18 protein-coding genes are annotated in these 16415 nt (G+C 60.6%); 13 read left to right on the top strand and 5 right to left on the bottom strand.

Translation table 11 applies throughout. The features are described from left to right. Positions 1-446: 446 nt before the first annotated feature. Together ACED88_RS09495 and ACED88_RS09500 are read right to left on the bottom strand one after the other, a co-directional pair. On the bottom strand, positions 447-1124 hold the full coding sequence (locus ACED88_RS09495) for a potassium channel family protein (protein ID WP_185174178.1): 678 nt from the start codon (positions 1122-1124) through the stop codon (positions 447-449). Further along, a complete protein-coding gene (locus tag ACED88_RS09500) occupies positions 1117-2589 on the bottom strand; it encodes a TrkH family potassium uptake protein (protein ID WP_449109467.1) in 1473 nt (490 codons plus the stop codon). The genes ACED88_RS09495 and ACED88_RS09500 overlap by 8 nt, the downstream gene beginning before the upstream one ends. Positions 2590-2776: 187 nt before the next feature. Between ACED88_RS09500 and ACED88_RS09505 the strand changes: the two genes are divergently transcribed. The 12 genes from ACED88_RS09505 (at position 2777) to ACED88_RS09560 (ending at position 13224) form a co-directional block, all read left to right on the top strand. Then, positions 2777-3928, top strand: a complete 1152-nt coding sequence (locus tag ACED88_RS09505) for an acetoin utilization protein AcuC (RefSeq protein WP_449109468.1) — start codon at positions 2777-2779, stop codon at positions 3926-3928. Between the two features lie 136 nt (positions 3929-4064). Continuing rightward, positions 4065-4694, top strand: coding sequence for an ArsR/SmtB family transcription factor (locus ACED88_RS09510; protein ID WP_449109445.1), 630 nt, complete (start codon positions 4065-4067; stop codon positions 4692-4694). 48 nt (positions 4695-4742) lie between these two features. Then, positions 4743-5978 (top strand): FCD domain-containing protein, encoded by a 1236-nt coding sequence (locus ACED88_RS09515; RefSeq protein WP_449109446.1) that lies wholly within the window; start codon positions 4743-4745, stop codon positions 5976-5978. Positions 5979-6214: 236 nt separating this feature from the next. Next, complete coding sequence (locus tag ACED88_RS09520) at positions 6215-6313, top strand: 30S ribosomal protein bS22 (RefSeq protein ID WP_005504750.1); 99 nt, start codon at positions 6215-6217, stop codon at positions 6311-6313. Between the two features lie 117 nt (positions 6314-6430). Next, positions 6431-6685: a glutaredoxin family protein gene (locus ACED88_RS09525; RefSeq protein WP_449107594.1), complete on the top strand. Its 255-nt coding sequence runs from the start codon at positions 6431-6433 to the stop codon at positions 6683-6685. A gap of 53 nt (positions 6686-6738) precedes the next feature. Continuing rightward, complete coding sequence (locus ACED88_RS09530) at positions 6739-7425, top strand: histidine phosphatase family protein (RefSeq protein ID WP_237199603.1); 687 nt, start codon at positions 6739-6741, stop codon at positions 7423-7425. Positions 7426-7475: 50 nt separating this feature from the next. After that, positions 7476-8084: a TlpA family protein disulfide reductase gene (locus tag ACED88_RS09535; RefSeq protein WP_377128179.1), complete on the top strand. Its 609-nt coding sequence runs from the start codon at positions 7476-7478 to the stop codon at positions 8082-8084. Further along, positions 8077-8829, top strand: coding sequence for a cytochrome c biogenesis CcdA family protein (locus tag ACED88_RS09540; RefSeq protein ID WP_185174184.1), 753 nt, complete (start codon positions 8077-8079; stop codon positions 8827-8829). The genes ACED88_RS09535 and ACED88_RS09540 overlap by 8 nt, the downstream gene beginning before the upstream one ends. A gap of 45 nt (positions 8830-8874) precedes the next feature. Then, on the top strand, positions 8875-10479 hold the full coding sequence (gene resB, locus ACED88_RS09545; protein WP_449109447.1) for a cytochrome c biogenesis protein ResB: 1605 nt from the start codon (positions 8875-8877) through the stop codon (positions 10477-10479). A gap of 80 nt (positions 10480-10559) precedes the next feature. After that, complete coding sequence (ccsB, locus tag ACED88_RS09550) at positions 10560-11651, top strand: c-type cytochrome biogenesis protein CcsB (protein ID WP_449109448.1); 1092 nt, start codon at positions 10560-10562, stop codon at positions 11649-11651. A gap of 153 nt (positions 11652-11804) precedes the next feature. Beyond that, positions 11805-12122, top strand: a complete 318-nt coding sequence (locus ACED88_RS09555; RefSeq protein ID WP_449109449.1) for a PadR family transcriptional regulator — start codon at positions 11805-11807, stop codon at positions 12120-12122. 37 nt (positions 12123-12159) lie between these two features. Continuing rightward, the gene (locus ACED88_RS09560; RefSeq protein WP_449109450.1) at positions 12160-13224 is read left to right on the top strand and encodes a hypothetical protein; all 1065 of its coding nucleotides are present in this window, start codon (positions 12160-12162) and stop codon (positions 13222-13224) included. Between the two features lie 76 nt (positions 13225-13300). Here the strand turns inward: ACED88_RS09560 and ACED88_RS09565 are convergent, their stop codons facing one another. Further along, positions 13301-13696 (bottom strand): PLD nuclease N-terminal domain-containing protein, encoded by a 396-nt coding sequence (locus ACED88_RS09565; protein ID WP_449109451.1) that lies wholly within the window; start codon positions 13694-13696, stop codon positions 13301-13303. A 117-nt stretch (positions 13697-13813) separates the two neighbouring features. On the opposite strand from ACED88_RS09565, the gene ACED88_RS09570 reads away from it, so the two are divergent. Further along, the gene (locus ACED88_RS09570) at positions 13814-14098 is read left to right on the top strand and encodes a DUF4229 domain-containing protein (protein WP_431464828.1); all 285 of its coding nucleotides are present in this window, start codon (positions 13814-13816) and stop codon (positions 14096-14098) included. On the opposite strand, the gene ACED88_RS09575 is transcribed toward ACED88_RS09570, so the two are convergent. Beyond that, the gene (locus ACED88_RS09575) at positions 14095-15012 is read right to left on the bottom strand and encodes a 1,4-dihydroxy-2-naphthoate polyprenyltransferase (RefSeq protein WP_449109452.1); all 918 of its coding nucleotides are present in this window, start codon (positions 15010-15012) and stop codon (positions 14095-14097) included. The genes ACED88_RS09570 and ACED88_RS09575 overlap by 4 nt on opposite strands. 90 nt (positions 15013-15102) lie before the next feature. Then, entirely contained in the window at positions 15103-16368 is a 1266-nt protein-coding gene (locus tag ACED88_RS09580) for an AMP-binding protein (protein WP_449109453.1), read from the bottom strand. Positions 16369-16415: the final 47 nt, after the last annotated feature.

Here is a 16415-nt window from a genome sequence, read left to right on the forward strand (position 1 = left end):
GGGTGAGGGTGTGGTGGTGCGGCGTGGTTGGGGTGGTCGTGGTGGGTGACGCGCCCGGGGTGGGACACACTTTTCTGCCTATAACCCCTTTTGTCTGTGAAAGTAGTCTAGATACACTAAAGGCCAGTCCGTAGGGAATCGGACTGGCCTTTAGCTTTCTCTTTCACCGGTAGGGATCCGGCTTCAAGAGAAGGCTCGCCACCTGAAGCAGATGGGATTAGGGGGAACCATCTGGGAATCTTCAGGCCTTGAGCTACTTGAACGGGTTCGCGGACCGTTCAGTAATCACTCGCACCTTTAGAGGTAGTTACAACTATATGCCAGTTTTTAAGTTTATGCACCCTGAAATCTGAAAAAAGACGAATTATTTTGGAAGACACCTGGGTGGTTTCTATGCTCAGGTGGGTATAGGGTATGGTCAACCGCTTCTTGTAGGTATAAACCTGTTAGGGTCGTGCGGCAAATCTTTCAATAAGATCTACCTGGCCTGAAACGATTAATAAATCGCGTGAAGAAACCCGGGTGTCGGGGGTTGCGTAGGTAATTTCTTCACCCGGTGATTTTACCCCCACAATGGTCACCCCGTATTTAGACCGCACATCAGACTCTGCCAGGGTGAAGCCGTGGGTCTCCTTGGGTGGGTACATCTTGACGATGGCGAAATCGTCATCGAACTCGATAAAGTCCAGTAGGCGCCCGGAGACCAGGTGGGCTGCTCGTACCCCGGCGTCCGACTCCGGGTAAACAACCCGGTGTGCTCCAATACGGGAGAGAATCTTGCCATGAGAAGGGGTGATAGCTTTAGCCCAAATGCGCTCAATGCCCAGGTCCACCAGGTTGGCGGTAATCAGCACCGAGGCCTCCACAGAGGTGCCCACACCCACTACGGCGGCGGTAAAGTCCTGGGCCCCCAGCTGACGCAGGGCATTCATATCGGTGGCGTCGGCCTCCACCACGTAGGTGAGATCGCCCGACCATTTCTGCACCAGGACGGGGTCTTTCTCAACAGCAAGAACCTCTTTATTCTGGCGGACGAGCTGGGCAGCGGTAGCCGACCCAAAGCGTCCTAGGCCAATCACCAGCACGGGGGCGCTGTGGGCTGGGCGGAAGTCTTTTCTAGCCAATGATGGGCCTTTCTTCGGGGAACTTGTAGAGGCGGCGACGGGAGCGCATCGCCAAGCCGGTGGCTACGGTGATGGTGCCGATACGGCCAATGAGCATGAGGACAGAAAGAATGTAGGTTCCGGACGGCGGCAGCTCAGCTGAGAGCCCTGTGGATAGGCCGCAGGTCGCGTAAGCTGAGATAACCTCAAAGAGGGCCCGGTCGAGGCCGACGTTGCCAATCAGCATGATGGCGGTGGTGCCAGCTAGCACGAACATGAAGCTCATCATGATGACGGAGATAGCGATGCGCAGGACGGCGTCGGGGATGGTGCGGTTGAAAGCAACGACGAAGTGGTCGCCGCGGGCTTCTGCCAGAATCGCCAGGAAGACCACGGTAATGGTGGTGATTTTGATGCCGCCTGCGGTAGATGCGGAGCCGCCGCCGATGAACATGAGTACGTCGGTGAGCAGCATGGTGACGGGGTGGATATCTGCCATGTCAACCAGATTGAAGCCTCCGGAGCGGGTCATGATGGATGCGAAGGCGGCGTTGAGTGCTTTGTCGCCCGCGCCCATGGCACCGATGGTGCGGTCGTTGCCCCACTCTAGGGCGCCCCAGGCAAAAGAGCCCAGAAAGAAGAGCACCAGCGTGCCGATGATGGTGAGCTTGGCGTTAAGATTCCATTTACTAAAGCGCAGGTTGTTGCGCAGCACCAGAATGACAGGGAAGCCGAGGGATCCCACCATCACGCCCAGGGCAATAGGGAAGAGAATCCAGAGATCGTGGCCGTAGGGCACAATACCGTCTGAGTGGGGGGTGAAGCCCGCGTTGTTGAAGGACGAGACCGCATAGAAGACGCCGTGCCAGACTGCCTGCCAGAGGGGCTCCCCCAATACCAGGAAGCGGGGGATGAGCGTGAAGGCGATCAGACCCTCAATGGCGATGGAGGTAAAGGCCACGGTGCGAAGAACTGAACCTACTTCACCCAGGCGTCCGATATTGAGGGATTCCTGGGCGATAATTTTGGAGCGCAACCCCAGCTTGCGCCCTACCGCCAGCGCCAGGATGGAAGTGAGGGTGAGCGTGCCGAGGCCGCCAATCTGCGATCCTAAGAGAATCATGAGCTGGCCAAAGAAGGTCCACTGTTCGGCGGTAGAAACCGTGGTGAGACCTGTGACGGTCACGGCACTAGTCGCCGTAAAAACAGCGTGGTGGAACTCCACCTGCTGGCCATCGCGTGAGGCCCAGGGGGTGTAGAGCATGAGCGAGAAGAAAATAATGACCAGCAAGAAGGCTGCAATGGCAATACGCGAGGACGACGACCCAAAGAGGCGGTCTACCAGGTCGCGCAGGTGGGCCAAGCGAGCCTGAAAGGCTGCCGAAAACTTAACAATCTTAAGGAGCTGCTGGTACTCCAGCTGCCCCTGTTCCATGGCGTCCAGAACCCGCTTGCGCTCCTGGACCTTGCGCACAATTTTGCCCACGTTCTTCACCTCGCTTTCTTCTGCCGTCTCTAGCGTAGTCTGCGTGTCATACAAGCGGGGTGTGGTGCCCGCAGAGTTTTTATGTGTTTAATGGTAAGTGTGACTCAACTTACCAAAGGAGGTAGTGCTGGTGGCTATTATCGACAGCCTCACGCCCACCGACGTGCGTGTGCTCTGGACCCCTGCCATGGCCAACTACTATTTTGGCGACTATCACCCCATGCACCCCTCGCGACTCGATGCCACGGCTACGCTGGCTCGGGACCTTGGGATTTTTGACCTCCCGCAGGTAGAGCTTGAAGAGCCCGAAATTGCTACCGTGCATCAGCTTATGCTGGCCCACGACTACCCCTATATCGACGCGGTTCAAAAAATCAGCGCCGACCCCACGCTGACCATCGCCAGCTGTGGCCTGGGCACCGAAGATACCCCCGGGTTTGAGGGGGTGCACGAGGCTTCCGCCCGACTTGCCGGTGGCACCTACCAGGCTGCCGAAGCTATCTTGAGTGGCAAGGTCAAGCACGCGGTTAATTTTGGCGGAGGCATGCACCACGCCTCACGCGACCATGCCAGCGGTTTCTGTATTTATAACGACTGCGCTGTGGGCATAGCTCGTCTACTTGAAGCGGGAGTGCAACGGGTCGTTTACATCGATGTGGACGCTCACCACGGGGACGGTACACAAAGTATCTTCTGGGATAACCCTAATGTCATGACCATTTCCCTGCACGAGAGTGGCATGACTCTCTTTCCCGGTACGGGTTTCGCCAACGAAGTGGGTCCCGAAGGGACGGCAGCAGGAACCTCGGTCAATATTGCCATGCCCGAAAGTACCACCGATTCAGGGTGGCTTCGAGCTTTTGACGCTGTGGTCCCTAGCCTTCTGCGGCAGTTCCAGCCCGAGGTGATCGTCAGCCAGCACGGCTGTGACTCCCACCTGGCCGATGACATGTCGCACCTGAATATCAGCATCAACGGTCAGCGGGAAATTGCCGCCCATATCTCCCTTCTGGCGGACGAGCTGTGCGAGGGGCGATGGATTGCCACCGGGGGAGGGGGCTACTCCATCTATAACGCTGTGCCCCGCTCCTGGAGCCACCTTATTGCGGTGGCGGCCGGGCAGCCCCTCGATATAAATATGCCAACTCCGGAATCATGGCAGGCTTATATGCTTGAAAAGTATGGTACCAAGGTGCCTACCATGATGGGGGATCCCGTGGACCTCTGGTGGTATTCCTGGGAGGTTGGCTATGACCCAGCCAGCAGCGTAGACCGTAGCATTATGGCCACCCGCAAGGAAGTATTCCCCCTATGGGGCCTTGACCCCTGGTACGACTAGCTACGGGTGCGATAGAGTGTCGAGGCGTAACGTTGGACCCAAAATTTCTGTGTGCTAGCTGGGCATAGACGATGAGTGTCCCCATTTCTGCTGGTCAAACATGCAATTGTGGGTATATATGTGTAAAGATGTCAGTATGAAAGACGACGTATTTGCTGTTATCGCTGACCCCACGCGGCGACACATCCTCCAGGCACTAGCCGTCGAACGACTGGCCGTTGGCGAACTGGTTGAGGAGCTGGGCGTCAGTCAGCCCACCGTATCCAAGCACCTCAAAGTGCTGCGTACCGCCGGTCTGGTCGAAACTGAAGCCGTGGGCCAAAAGCGTTTTTACTCTATTACCCCCACTCCCCTCACCACCGTTACCGACTGGGTAGATGGTTTGCTGGCTGCCCCCGCTGCTGAGCCTGAAACCGCTTCTATTCCCGAGGAGCCGGAAGAGGCGCCCGCTCCGGTCGTTGACGTGCCCCACCCCAACACCGCCGGTATTACCTTTACCCCGCTGACCCCCTTTACCCCCGTGCTCGATAACCGGGTGGACGAAGACATCGTAGAGAGCCAGGAGAGCCAGGAGAGCCAGGAGAGCCAGGAAGCTGTGAGTCAGGAGGTCGCTGCTCAGGAAGCTATCCGTCAGGTGGTGGCTGACTCCGAGGCTCGTGCTAGAGTTACTGACTCTCAGGCCTACAGCCCTGCCGGTGAAGAAACCGGCGATGATCGCGGATTGCTGGCCAATCTTACCCGCTGGGGCCGCCGTAGCTCCCGCTAGGCTCCTGCCCTAACACACTGCTAGTTTCAAAGGACACCGTAAGACTGTATGGCACACCACCAGCAGCTTCTCGACTGGATCGAGAATGAACTGATTAACCAGACCCTGCACCTGGGCGATAGTTTGCCCGATGACAGGGTACTGGCCCATGAAGTGGGGATCAGCCAGAACCATATGCGGGAGAGCCTTAAGCACTGCGAAGAAATCGGAGTGCTGAGGCTCTATGAGGGGCGCAAGAAAAGCATTATCGCCCAGCTGGTGCGGGAACCGGCAGCTTCTGCCGGGCCAGCCGTCAGCCTTTATTTGGCGAGCTCTCGTTCTCCTCGGCAAGACCTCCTATCGACCTGCCTACTTCTTGAAAGCTACGCGCTGGCCGGGCCCGCCTTCGACCAGACCGCCTTTGAAGAGCTCGACCGTATCGTTGAGGTTATGCAGGACGATGCTACTAGCCTGAGTGATTTCCACGAGCTCGAAGCGGATTTCCATATCCAACTCGGAAGGCTATCGGGCAATGCCCTTATCTCTGCTCTGCTAGCCACCCTGCGTGATGCCATGATTGAGGCCCGCTTTGAGCTTGTCAGCCAGGTGCCGCTGTGGAGCGCTACGTCGTCTCGCCTGCGTATGGAGTACCGGGCTATTGTCGATGCTGCCCGCTCCGGTGACGCAGCGCTAGCCCAGACCCTGCTCAAGGCTAACTTGCAGGAGCGTTTTGCTGAAGCGGGCCACCCGGTAGATCTTGATACCTCGAATCAGGGCGGTAGCGGGGTCAATCTTGAACCCATTGAGGTAGAGACCCAGGAGTTGGTTCCAGAAGACTGGGGCGGCCCCATTGAGCCTGAGCTCTTTGAAGCTCTCACCACCATCCAACCTATCGAAGTAGCCCCTACAGCAGATTTGCCCCCTGCCAAGAGCGTAAGCCGCCGGAAGCGAGGGACGGTGAGCCCGGTCGTCCGCGCCGCTAGCTCTGCCGCCAGCCCTGACCCCGGGGCAGCAGCCTCCCAGGAAGCCGAGACGCCCACGGCCAGCGAGGCCCCCGAGTCGCAGGACGCAAGGGAAGAAACTGCCAGCGATGGTGCTAAAGCCGTAGCCCCGCAGGGCGACAGAAATCAGCCCTCCAAAAAGCGTTTTGACGTTGTTGGATATTTTGGTTTCCGTAAAAGCGCCCCCGTTCAGGGCAATACTGAAGCCGACGAAGAACTCTTTGACGCCGATGCGGAGGGGGATCCCGAAGAAGAGGCCGCTACCCTGCGCGAGGGGTACGAATACGCCACCAGCGACCGCTAGGCGGTAGATAAAACGAGAAAATGCTCTCACTTGCCGGTGAACAGGGAGCGAAAAGTCCTCTTACCCTGTAGGCTTGGGAGAGAGCGTTTTTTCACGCCGAGGGTATTGCTATGCCCTTTATGCGTGCTTTGGAGCGTTTATACCGGTATAGCGCCCGGATAGCTACCGACCTACCGCCCCCGGGTGGTTGCTGTCGGCCGGGTATCGACCACTATTTAATAAGTGAGGTGAATCCAATGGGTTCAGTTATCAAGAAGCGCCGCAAGCGTATGTCTAAGAAGAAGCACCGCAAGCTTCTTCGCAAGACTCGCCACCAGCGCCGCAACAAGAAGTAAATTCTTCACCGCGAGCCCCGCACCTGTTTCGGTGCGGGGCTCGCGCTGTATCACCGGACTTTTCGGGGCGGACGAGCCCGCTCGCCTCGTGGGGGAGCGGCGGGTTAGAGTGGAGTAATGGCTACACCACTCATTGAACTGCTCACTAAGCCCGGCTGCCATCTGTGCGAAGCTGCTCGGGAGACGACCGGCCAGGTGGTAGGCAGCTACGGGCTGACCTATACAGAAATCAACGTTGAAGAGCACCCCGACCTGTTGGAGCGTCACCGCACCGAGATCCCGGTGCTGCGGGTTGATGGTGAGGTTAAGGACTTCTGGCAGGTCAATGCCAAACGCCTGGCGAAGATTATTGAGAAGAAACTGGCGGAGTAAACCGGCGGGGTTGCTGGTTAGCGCTTACTGACTAGGTTTGAGAGACTAGAGATATGAATACTTCTTCGGCAACTGTCACCGTGCACCTGATGCGCCACGGCGAGGTGCACAACCCCGACCGTATCGTGTATGGGCGTCTGCCCAACTACCACCTGTCTGAGACGGGTCAGAAGATGGTGCGCCTGTCTGCCGAAGAGTTCAAGCGCCGCGCGGACGCCGGTGCCAACATCGTGCACCTGGTCTGCTCCCCGCTCACCCGCACCCGCGAGTCGGCTGCCCCCATCGAGGAACTGCTGGGCCTGGTCGCCCAGCCCGATGAGCGCGTGATTGAGGCCGGGAACTATTTTGAGGGCCTGCACGTGAATAAGCAGGAGCTGCTGGGCAACCCCCGCCACTGGAAGCACCTGCTCAACCCCCTGCGTCCGTCCTGGGGTGAACCCTACCGGGACCAGGTAACGCGCATGGCTGAGGCTATTAAGGACGCCGCCCGCACCGCCTACGAGAAGGGCGGGGACGGCGCTGAGGCGATTATTGTCTCGCACCAGCTACCCATCTGGATGGCCCGCACCTCTGTAGAGGGCGGGGCGCTGCCGCACGACCCGCGCAGCCGCCAGTGCAATTTAGCTTCCATTACAAGTTTTACCTTCCCCAATATTTTCGCCCCTGGCAAGCCAAAACTCTCCTATGTTGAGCCTGCTGCCGAGCTCTATTCAGGTGTTATTCAGTTACCGGGGTCATAATGGCACCGACTGTAAGCGCACATTACACTGACCTGAAAGACCTGTAATTCATGTCTACCTCTTTCCCCCTACGTGTGAGCCGCAAACAGGCCCTGAGCATCGCCGCTTTAGGAACTGTTGGCCTGCTCTCTGCCTGCTCATCAAGCCAGGACTCCCTGGCTGCCCAGGCAGATGCCGGAGATTCCAAGGGCTACATCGCCGGTGATGGTAGCGTCACCGAATACGCTGCTGGTGAGCGCGGTGAACCCGTTGACTTCGAAAGCGAGCTCTTTGACGGCACCGTCGTCTCAGCCGCAGACCTGCGCGGTAAGCCCGTGCTGCTGAACTTCTGGTACGCAGGGTGCGCCCCCTGTCGCGTGGAAGCTCCCTGGCTCAACGAACTGCACGACACCTACGGTGAGAAGGTCGCCTTCTACGGGGCCAACGTGCGCGACGAAAAGGGGACCGCTGAGGCTTTTGAGAAGAACTTCTCCGTGCCCTACCCCTCCTTCCGCGACGTGACCGGCAAGGTGCTGCTTGCCATGAGCAAGTACGTGCCTGCCCAGGCGGTGCCGACCACGGTCGTCCTCGACGCTGAAGGGCGCGTAGCGGCCCGTATTCTGGGGCAAATCGACAAGTCTGTGCTGGGCACCCTGCTCGAAGACCAGGTCAGTGCCTAGCTTCGGCAATATCGTTCTCGACGGCTCCCTCTGGCTCGCCCTGCCCCTTGCGGCACTGGCGGGCCTAGTCTCGTTTGCCTCCCCCTGCGTGCTACCGCTGGTGCCGGGCTACCTGGGCTACGTGACCGGCCTATCGGGGGGAGAGATGAGCCCCCGCCGCCGCAATCTGCGCATGGTTACCGGTATCGGCCTGTTTGTGCTGGGCTTCTCGTTTATCTTCGTGCTCATGTCTGTGGTCCTAGCCCAGCTAGGGGCGGCCCCCTGGCTACGCGGGCAGGGCTGGGTCAACCTGGTGTTGGGCCTGCTAGTGATTGTGATGGGTCTGGTCTTCATGGGCCGCTTCGACTTCTTCCAACGCGACCGCAAAATTGAAGCCAAACCCCCGGCCGGCCTCTGGGGCGCACCGATTCTGGGCATCACCTTTGGTCTGGGCTGGGCCCCCTGTATCGGCCCGACCTTCGCGGCCGTGCAGACCCTGGTCTATACCGGAGGCTCCGATAACACCAAGGCGGTGCTTCTGACCCTGGCCTACTGCTTGGGACTAGGCATCCCCTTCCTGCTCGTGGCGCTGGGCGTTGCCCGCGGCGTCAACACCATGGGCTGGGCCCGCCGAAACCGACTCCTGCTCCAGCGCCTGGGCGGCATCATGCTCATCATCATCGGCCTGCTTCTGGCGACCGGCCTCTGGACGCAGCTGATGTCCTGGTTCCAGGCCAGCATGCCGGTCTACGAACTCCCCATCTAAACACACCCCACACTGACGCACCGAACCGAAGATAGCAAGGAAAACATGGCAGAGACTCAGGACGCCCCGGCCCTAGGCCCGCTGGAAATGCTCCGCTGGGCCTGGACGCAGCTGACCAAGATGAACACCGCCCTCTTCCTGCTGCTCATGCTGGCGGTCGCCGCTGTGCCCGGTTCGGTCTTTCCCCAGCGTATTCAGGACCCCGCCGCTGTAGCCGACTACATCGAGGTGCACCCCACCTGGGGCCCTATCGCTGATAAGCTCCAGCTCTTTGACGTCTTCTCGTCGGTCTGGTTTGCGGCTATCTATATTCTGCTCTTTGTGTCCCTGATTGGCTGCGTGCTTCCCCGCGCTACCAAGCATTATCAAGCCATGCGGTCAGGGCCCGCCCGCACCCCCAAGAACTTCTCCCGCCTACCCCAGCACCGCACCCTCACCATTCCGGTAGGCGCGGGTGCCGGGGAGCTAACAGCCTCCCGCGCTATTGAGGACGCTGCGGCCGTGCTGAAAAAGCGCCACTACCGTATCGAGGTGCGCGAAGAAGCTCCGGGAGTCGTGAACGTTGCTGCTGAACGCGGCTACCTGCGCGAACTGGGAAACATTCTCTTCCACCTGGCCATGATCGGCGTGCTGATTGCGGTAGCGCTTGGCTCCCTCTTTGGCTACAGCGGCCAGCGCGTGGTGACCGAGGACGAAACCTTCGTCAACTCCCTGGTCGCCTATGACTCCTTCAGCCCCGGCACCAACTACAACCCCGACTGGCTGGTGCCCTACTCAGCCACCCTCAACAACCTGACCGTCGAATACGACCGCCAGGAAGGCTCACCCACCTACGGCTCAGATATCAACTACGAAGCTGACTTCACCCTCACCAGTGCAGACGGTGAACAGCGCGAGCAGACCCTCAGAGTCAATGAACCCATCTACTTTGAGGGAACCTCTATCTACCTGCTGGGCAACGGTTACTCGCCGGTCGTCCGTATCACCAACACTGACGGCTCTGTTGCCTACGAGGGGCCCGTGGTGGGCCTACCCTCGGGCCGTAGCTACCTCTCATCTATCGTGCTGAAGGTTCCGGACGCCCACCCCGACCAGCTGGGCTTCGTCGGCATGTTCCTGCCCACCGGCGAACGCACCACCGGCAGCGCCCCCACCTCTATCGACTCAGACCTGCTTAACCCCATGCTGGTGCTCCAAAGCTACGCGGGCGACCTCGGGCTTGATAACGGCGTGCCCCAGAACGTGTACGTACTCGACGTTGATAGCCTGACCCCGCTCAACACCATGGCCGCCGGTAACGGCATTGTGCTCGATGCCAGCAACAACACCGCCACCCTGCCCGATGGCCACGGAACTATCGAATTCCTGGGTGTTAAGCGCTACGCTGGCATTGAGATCAGGTCAGACCCCGGTCGCCCGATCGCCCTGGTCTCAGCAACCCTGCTCTTTGGCGGCCTGCTGATCTCGGTCTTCGTCGCCCGCCGCCGCGTCTGGGTACGAGCCACCGAAAGCGGCACCGGGCCAGACCGCGTACTCACCGTCGAATACGGCCTCCTGGCCCGCGGCGAAGACCCCCGCCTCGCCACCGAAGCCGACAAACTCACCGACCTCTTCGCAGAGCGGTGGGGACTAGAATTTGATGAAGCCTAACCTACCCACCGCCCGCCCCGGGGCAACCCGGCCGGGCACCGGCGTCCGCGCCCTACCTCAACCTGTGAAGTGAGAACACCATGTCAGAAGTCAACATAGAGCTCGCCCGCTGGAGCGAACTCTTCATGTACCTAGCAGCCATCACCTACATGGTTGCCTTCGTCGCCTTCGCCTGGGACGTCGCTGCCCACTCCCGCACCACCAAGCGCCTAGAAGCAGCCAATGCCCCCGAACCTGAAAAGGAACTCGTGGGCGCGGGCACAGCCGTCAAGAACGCCCGATCTGCCCGCATCACCGGCACCGAACAGGGCACCGGCGCCCGCGGTATGGGCTACAAGCGGTCAGCAGCCGCTAAAATCTCCGGCCACGTTGCCGACTCAGAAATGCGCTACGGCACCGGCGAACGCCGCCCCGCCGCCCGCGCCGGTGTGGTCATCCTGGCCCTGGGCTGCCTCATCCACCTAGCCGGTGTGCTCTCCCGCGCCTTCGCCGCTAACCGCGTGCCCTGGGGCAACATGTACGAGTTCTGCACCACCGGCGCCCTGCTCGTAGTCGTGGTCTACCTGGGCTTCCTCATCTTCCGCGACCTGCGCTTTGTAGGCACCCTGGTCTCTGGCCTCGCCCTGACCATGATGACCGCAGCCACCATCGCCTACCCCACCCCTGTAGGTCAGCTGGTGCCCGCCCTACAGTCCTACTGGCTGGTCATCCACGTATCCATTGCCGTACTCGCTTCAGCCATCTTCACCATCACCTTCGCCATGGCAGTCCTGCAGCTGGTGCAGACCGCCCGCGAACGTCAGATCATTGAGGGCACCGACAGCTCCCTGGTGCGCCTGGGCTTCATGCGTCTGATCCCCTCATCCACCGCCCTGGAAAACTTCTCCTTCCGCCTCAACACCGTGGGCTTTGCCATGTGGACCTTCACCCTGGGTGCCGGCGCCATCTGGGCCGAGAAAGCCTGGGGCCGCTACTGGGGCTGGGACACCAAGGAAGTCTGGACCTTCATCATCTGGGTGGTCTATGCCGCCTACCTGCACGCCCGCGCGACCCGCGGCTGGTCAGGCCCGCCCAGCGCCTGGCTCTCTATCGCAGGCTACCTCTGTATCATCTTCAACTTCACCGTGGTCAACGTGTACTTCTCGGGCCTGCACTCCTACTCAGGTCTGTAAACCGGTTTATCGCTGACGCTTTTCCACAGGTTCAAAGAAGCCCCCGCACATTGTGTGCGGGGGCTTCTGCGTAGGTGCTGTTCGGTAATAATCGACAAAAGTCTTGAAACCTATCTAGGTAGATGTTGTACTTAGGTACAGAAGGAGGTGCCCATGAACCCCACTACCTACCCGCCGGCCCTGGTGCGGGCAACCTTGCCCACCGCCGTCCTGGCCTGCCTGGCTCAAGAAAACCTGCACGGCTACGGCCTGGCTACCCGCCTGGAAGAGATGGGCTACGGACGCCTGCGCGGCGGCTCCCTCTACCCGGCTCTTTCCAAGCTCGAAGAAGCCGGGTACGTCACCACCAGCTGGACGGAAGGGGAGAGCGGCCCCGCCCGCCGCCAGTACCGGCTGACGGACGCAGGCGCCCGCCAGCTCGCCGACGAACGAGCTACCCTGGCCCGGCTCACTAGCGCCCTTGGAGCCTAAACCCACCAGACGTTTCTATATGACTCAAGGAGGAGACATGGCAAACAACCCCTACGAACGCCTGACCGCCGCAATCGAAGAAGCCAGCGACAACCCGGCAGACAAAGACTGGGTACAAACTGCCTTTGCGACCCTCGCTACAAACGGTGTCAAAGCAGTCACCAGCGAAAGCGCCCTCAACGGCATCATCCGCCAGGTGGCTGAAACCGGCCAAAGCGCCACCGACCTCTACGGTAGCCCTCAGGAATGGGCCGCAGAAAAAATCACCACCTGGCGCGAAAAGGGGACCCAGGCTTTTTCCGAAGACGAGCCATGGGCCCTCAAAGAAGTAATGGTGGCAGGTTTCTTGACCGGGGCGTTCTTTAGCATTCTTTTCTGGGTTGTCAGCGTTCTACCCAGCGACAGGCCGAGCTCCCAGCCGCTGGGCTTCTATCTTCTTCCCGGGGCCTTGGGCATGCTTTTGCTTGCTCAGCTCGTTACCTTCCAACACAGCCGTAAAAAATTTGGCTTTACCGCTGCCGTACTTCTGACAGCGCTCGTTATTCTGGCTGGCTCAGCAGCTATCGGGCTTGGTTTATTTGCCTCCTACGAGGTTTTCACCCAGCGCTTTCCCAGCTGGGCCCACCTAGTGGCTGCCCTGGGGTTGGGTGTTTTGGGAACAGCTGTGGGCTTCCTGCTGCCCTCACCCCCGCAGGTTACAGGTCTAGATGAGGAAGAAGATTACCAGGACGATGAAACCTGGCTTGCTCGATTCAAGCAGGAGCTGAGGGGGCGTGGCGATATCTCAGACGCTCGCGTGCGCGAAGAAGTTTCCAGGGTCAAAGAGCATGCGTATGAAAGCGGTAGTAGCTACCTGGAAGAATTCGGCCACCCGGTAGTCTATGCCCGTTCCCTCTCAGAGCAAAAGAAGGTCAGACCCTACCGGCTTTACCTGCACTCCCTACTCATGCTCGCGATATTCGGTCTATGGGGCTACGGACTTTACACGACCGATGACTACGCTAGCTTGACCTGGCGCCTGCCACTCCTAGTTGTCATTGTCATCGGGGGTGTACTTGAAACTAGAAGGCACTACCGGGCCTACCGCCAGGCCAAGAAATAAGAGCGAACCCCACACTTTGTCACGAGTCCCACCTGTAAACCGTGGGGCTCGTGACAAAACGTGGGGTTCGAAAAAACTAGGACTCGTCGTCCGGCTCAGTGGCCTCCTCGCCCTGGGCAGAGCCCTGCCCACCGGCGTCCTTACGCTTCTTGCGTTCCTGCCACTCGGCGTCCTGGCGCTCGCGCCGGGCCCGGGCCTCCAAGAACTTCAAAAACTCAGGGTCATCATCGGGAGCCACCGGCGGTTTGGTAGTAGGCGCCCCAAAAGACCCGTGGCGCGACCCGCGCGGCCGCCCCAGCCAGAACCACAGCACCGACCCCAGCAGCGGAAAGAGCACCAGCACAGCAAGCCAGGCCCCCTTGGGCAGGGTGCGAACGCGCAAACGGTCGGTCTGGGCGGCATCCAGAATCGAATAAATCCACACGCCCAGCAGAAGAGCGGCGCCGCCAATAATCAAAATAGCTCTACCCATACCACCATTTTTCCATGAACAGGCCCGCCCACCCCTCTTTGTGCGCTCACAGCGTGCCAGCTGAGCAGGTGCCCGCCGCGCAGACCCTGCCCGCAGCGGGTTGGGTAGAATGAAGGGGTGAATTTTCTGAAGTACTCCCTGCTCCGCCTGCTGTTCTCAGCTGCCGCCTTCTTCGCCTCCTACTACTTTGGCGTGGGCTTCATCCTGGCCATCATCTTCGGCGCGCTCATCGGCTTCGCCATCTGCTACCTGGCCTTCCCCCGCCTGCACGACGCCGCAGCTGCCGACTTTAACCGGATGATTCGCCGCAAGAACAAGCCCAAGAAAACGACCGTTGAAGACGAAAACCAGGCGATTGAAGACGAGCTGGACGAAGCAGCCCGCCGTAGCCAGGGCCTTTAGTAGCCGGTAAAGACGGTGGCCCGCTCAGCAAAGATTTCAAGCGGGTGCAGGGCTACCGCTAGGGCAATGAGCAGTGAATAAATGAGGGCAATGATGCCAGCCTGCTTAAGCACCGGAATCAAGTCGCGTCCCAGGGCACCCGAGAGCACCACCAGGGCCGAATGAACGACCGGCCCAATCAGAATAAAGGCCAGGGCGTACCAGGGGTTCTGCGGAACCAGCAGGGCGGTCAGGGCCAGACCCAGGCCCATCTCTACGGCGTAGGTGATGCGCGAAGCGCGGTCGCCCAGGCGCACCGCCAGGGTCTTCTTACCCGCCTCAATGTCGGTGGGAATATCGCGTACGTTATTAGCCATCAGCAGGGCACAGGAGAAAAGCCCCAGGGCGACGGCGAAGACCCAGGAGCTCAGGGTCAGCTGGTTGCTCTGGGTAAACATGGTGCCGAGGGTGGCGACCAGGCCAAAGTAGATAAAGACGAAAATATCGCCCAGGCCCATGTAACCGTAGGGGTGCTTGCCGCCGGTGTAACCCCAGGCCGCCAGCACAGCCGAGGCACCGATAGCCAGGAACCACCACTGCTGCGAGAGCATAATCAGGGCTAGACCGCTGACCCCCGCCAGACCAAAGCAGATAAAGGCCGCCATCTTCACGTGGGAGGGCTTGGCGACGCCCGAGCCGACCAGGCGCAGGGGACCTACGCGCACCTCGTCCGTGCCCTTAATACCGTCGGAGTAGTCGTTGGCGTAGTTGACGCCCACCTGCAAGAAGAAGGCCACCAAGAAGGCCAATAGGGCGCGGACGGGCTTGAACTGGTGCACCTCGTAGGCCGCCGCAGACCCCGCAATAATAGGAGCTGCCGCCAGGGGGAGCGTGCGCAGGCGCGCCCCCTCAATCCACTGTGCAACCGTTGCCACTGCCTTGCTCCTTATCAGCCCAAATGTTTACCTGGCGTTGTGCCGCCACAAATACACACCATTCTCTCACTTTTTAGCGGTTGGTGCCCGCTAGCTGCCGCGTGATGTGCCCCGGCCGCCCTGCTGGGCCTGCCAGGCCGCTGTTAGGAGGGCCTGTACCGCCCGCCGGTCAGGCTTGCCGGTGGGAAGAGTCGGCAGCTCAGGGAGCACCTTAACGAGTTTGGGGGCGGACGCCGTCCCCAGCTTTTCTGCCACCAGCTGGGGGAGGGCGTCCGCAAGCTCAGAAGCGCGTGCGCTGCTGCCCGCCACCAGGGTGACGGCGGCGGTGATGGCGGTACCCCAGCGGGCATCTGGAAGGCCGGCGACCAGGGCTTCGCGCACAGCCGGGTGACTTTCGAGGGCGGTAGCTACGGCTGCCGCGCTGGTTTTGATACCGCCGGAAATGAGCACGTCGTCGGCGCGACCCGCTACGGTGAGGGCTCCGGTGCGCAGGTCTTGGGTGCCCAGATCGTCGGTGCGGTACCAGCGGGTTCCCTGACCGTCTACAAAGAAGTGGGCGGCGGTGCGTTGAGGGTCATTGGCGTAGCCGCTGGCGATGGTTGGCCCGCCCAGCCAGATACGCCCGGGAGCTTGTGGGTCGGCGGCATCGGCTTCTATCTGCACGCGGACGCCCGGCAACGGCTTGCCCTCGTAGACGCAGCCCCCGGCGGTTTCGGCCGACCCGTAGGTGCGTACTACGGGGAGCTCCAGGGCGCGGGCGGTCGCGATGAGATCGGCGCTGGCCGGTGCCCCGCCCAGCAGAATTGCAGAGAAAGAGCGCAGAGCGGTGAGGGTTTCTTCGCGGAGGGTGCCCTCCGGAGTTTCGAGCAGGCGGTGTAGCTGGGTGGGTACCAGGGAGACCAGCCGGTGCGGGGCTGAGAGTTTTTCGGCGGAGCTGACGAAATCCTGGGCCGTGAAGCGGGCACCCTCGCTGACTGAAGCAGTCAGGACGGGGACGGTACCTGCCAGGGCAGACCTCGCCACCACCTGCGCCCCGGCAACGTACTGTAGGGGCAGAGCCAGGAGCCATTGGGCGCTACTTGTCCCGGTGGCTGTTTCTGTACCCTGAGCCGACGCACGTAGCGCCGAGGTAGAGAGCACCGTCTGCTTGGGGGCACCGGTGGAGCCGCTGGTCGTAACGACCAGGGCGGGGGCGTCCTGCCCTCTCTCTAGCTCTGCAAAGCGGGTGCTGAAGGTGTGCAGGGCTTCGGTGACCTGCTGGGCGGGGCTGGCGGGCTGATTTGCTCCGACGCGGACGGCGCCTCCCGGCTCGGGCAGGACGGGTGCAGGGAGCGGGGTAAGGGAATCTAGTGTCATGGCTCTTTTTAGTCTACGCCTGGTGATTATTGCCAAATAGTATGCCT

Source organism: Rothia sp. 11273D007AR, assembly GCF_053547255.1.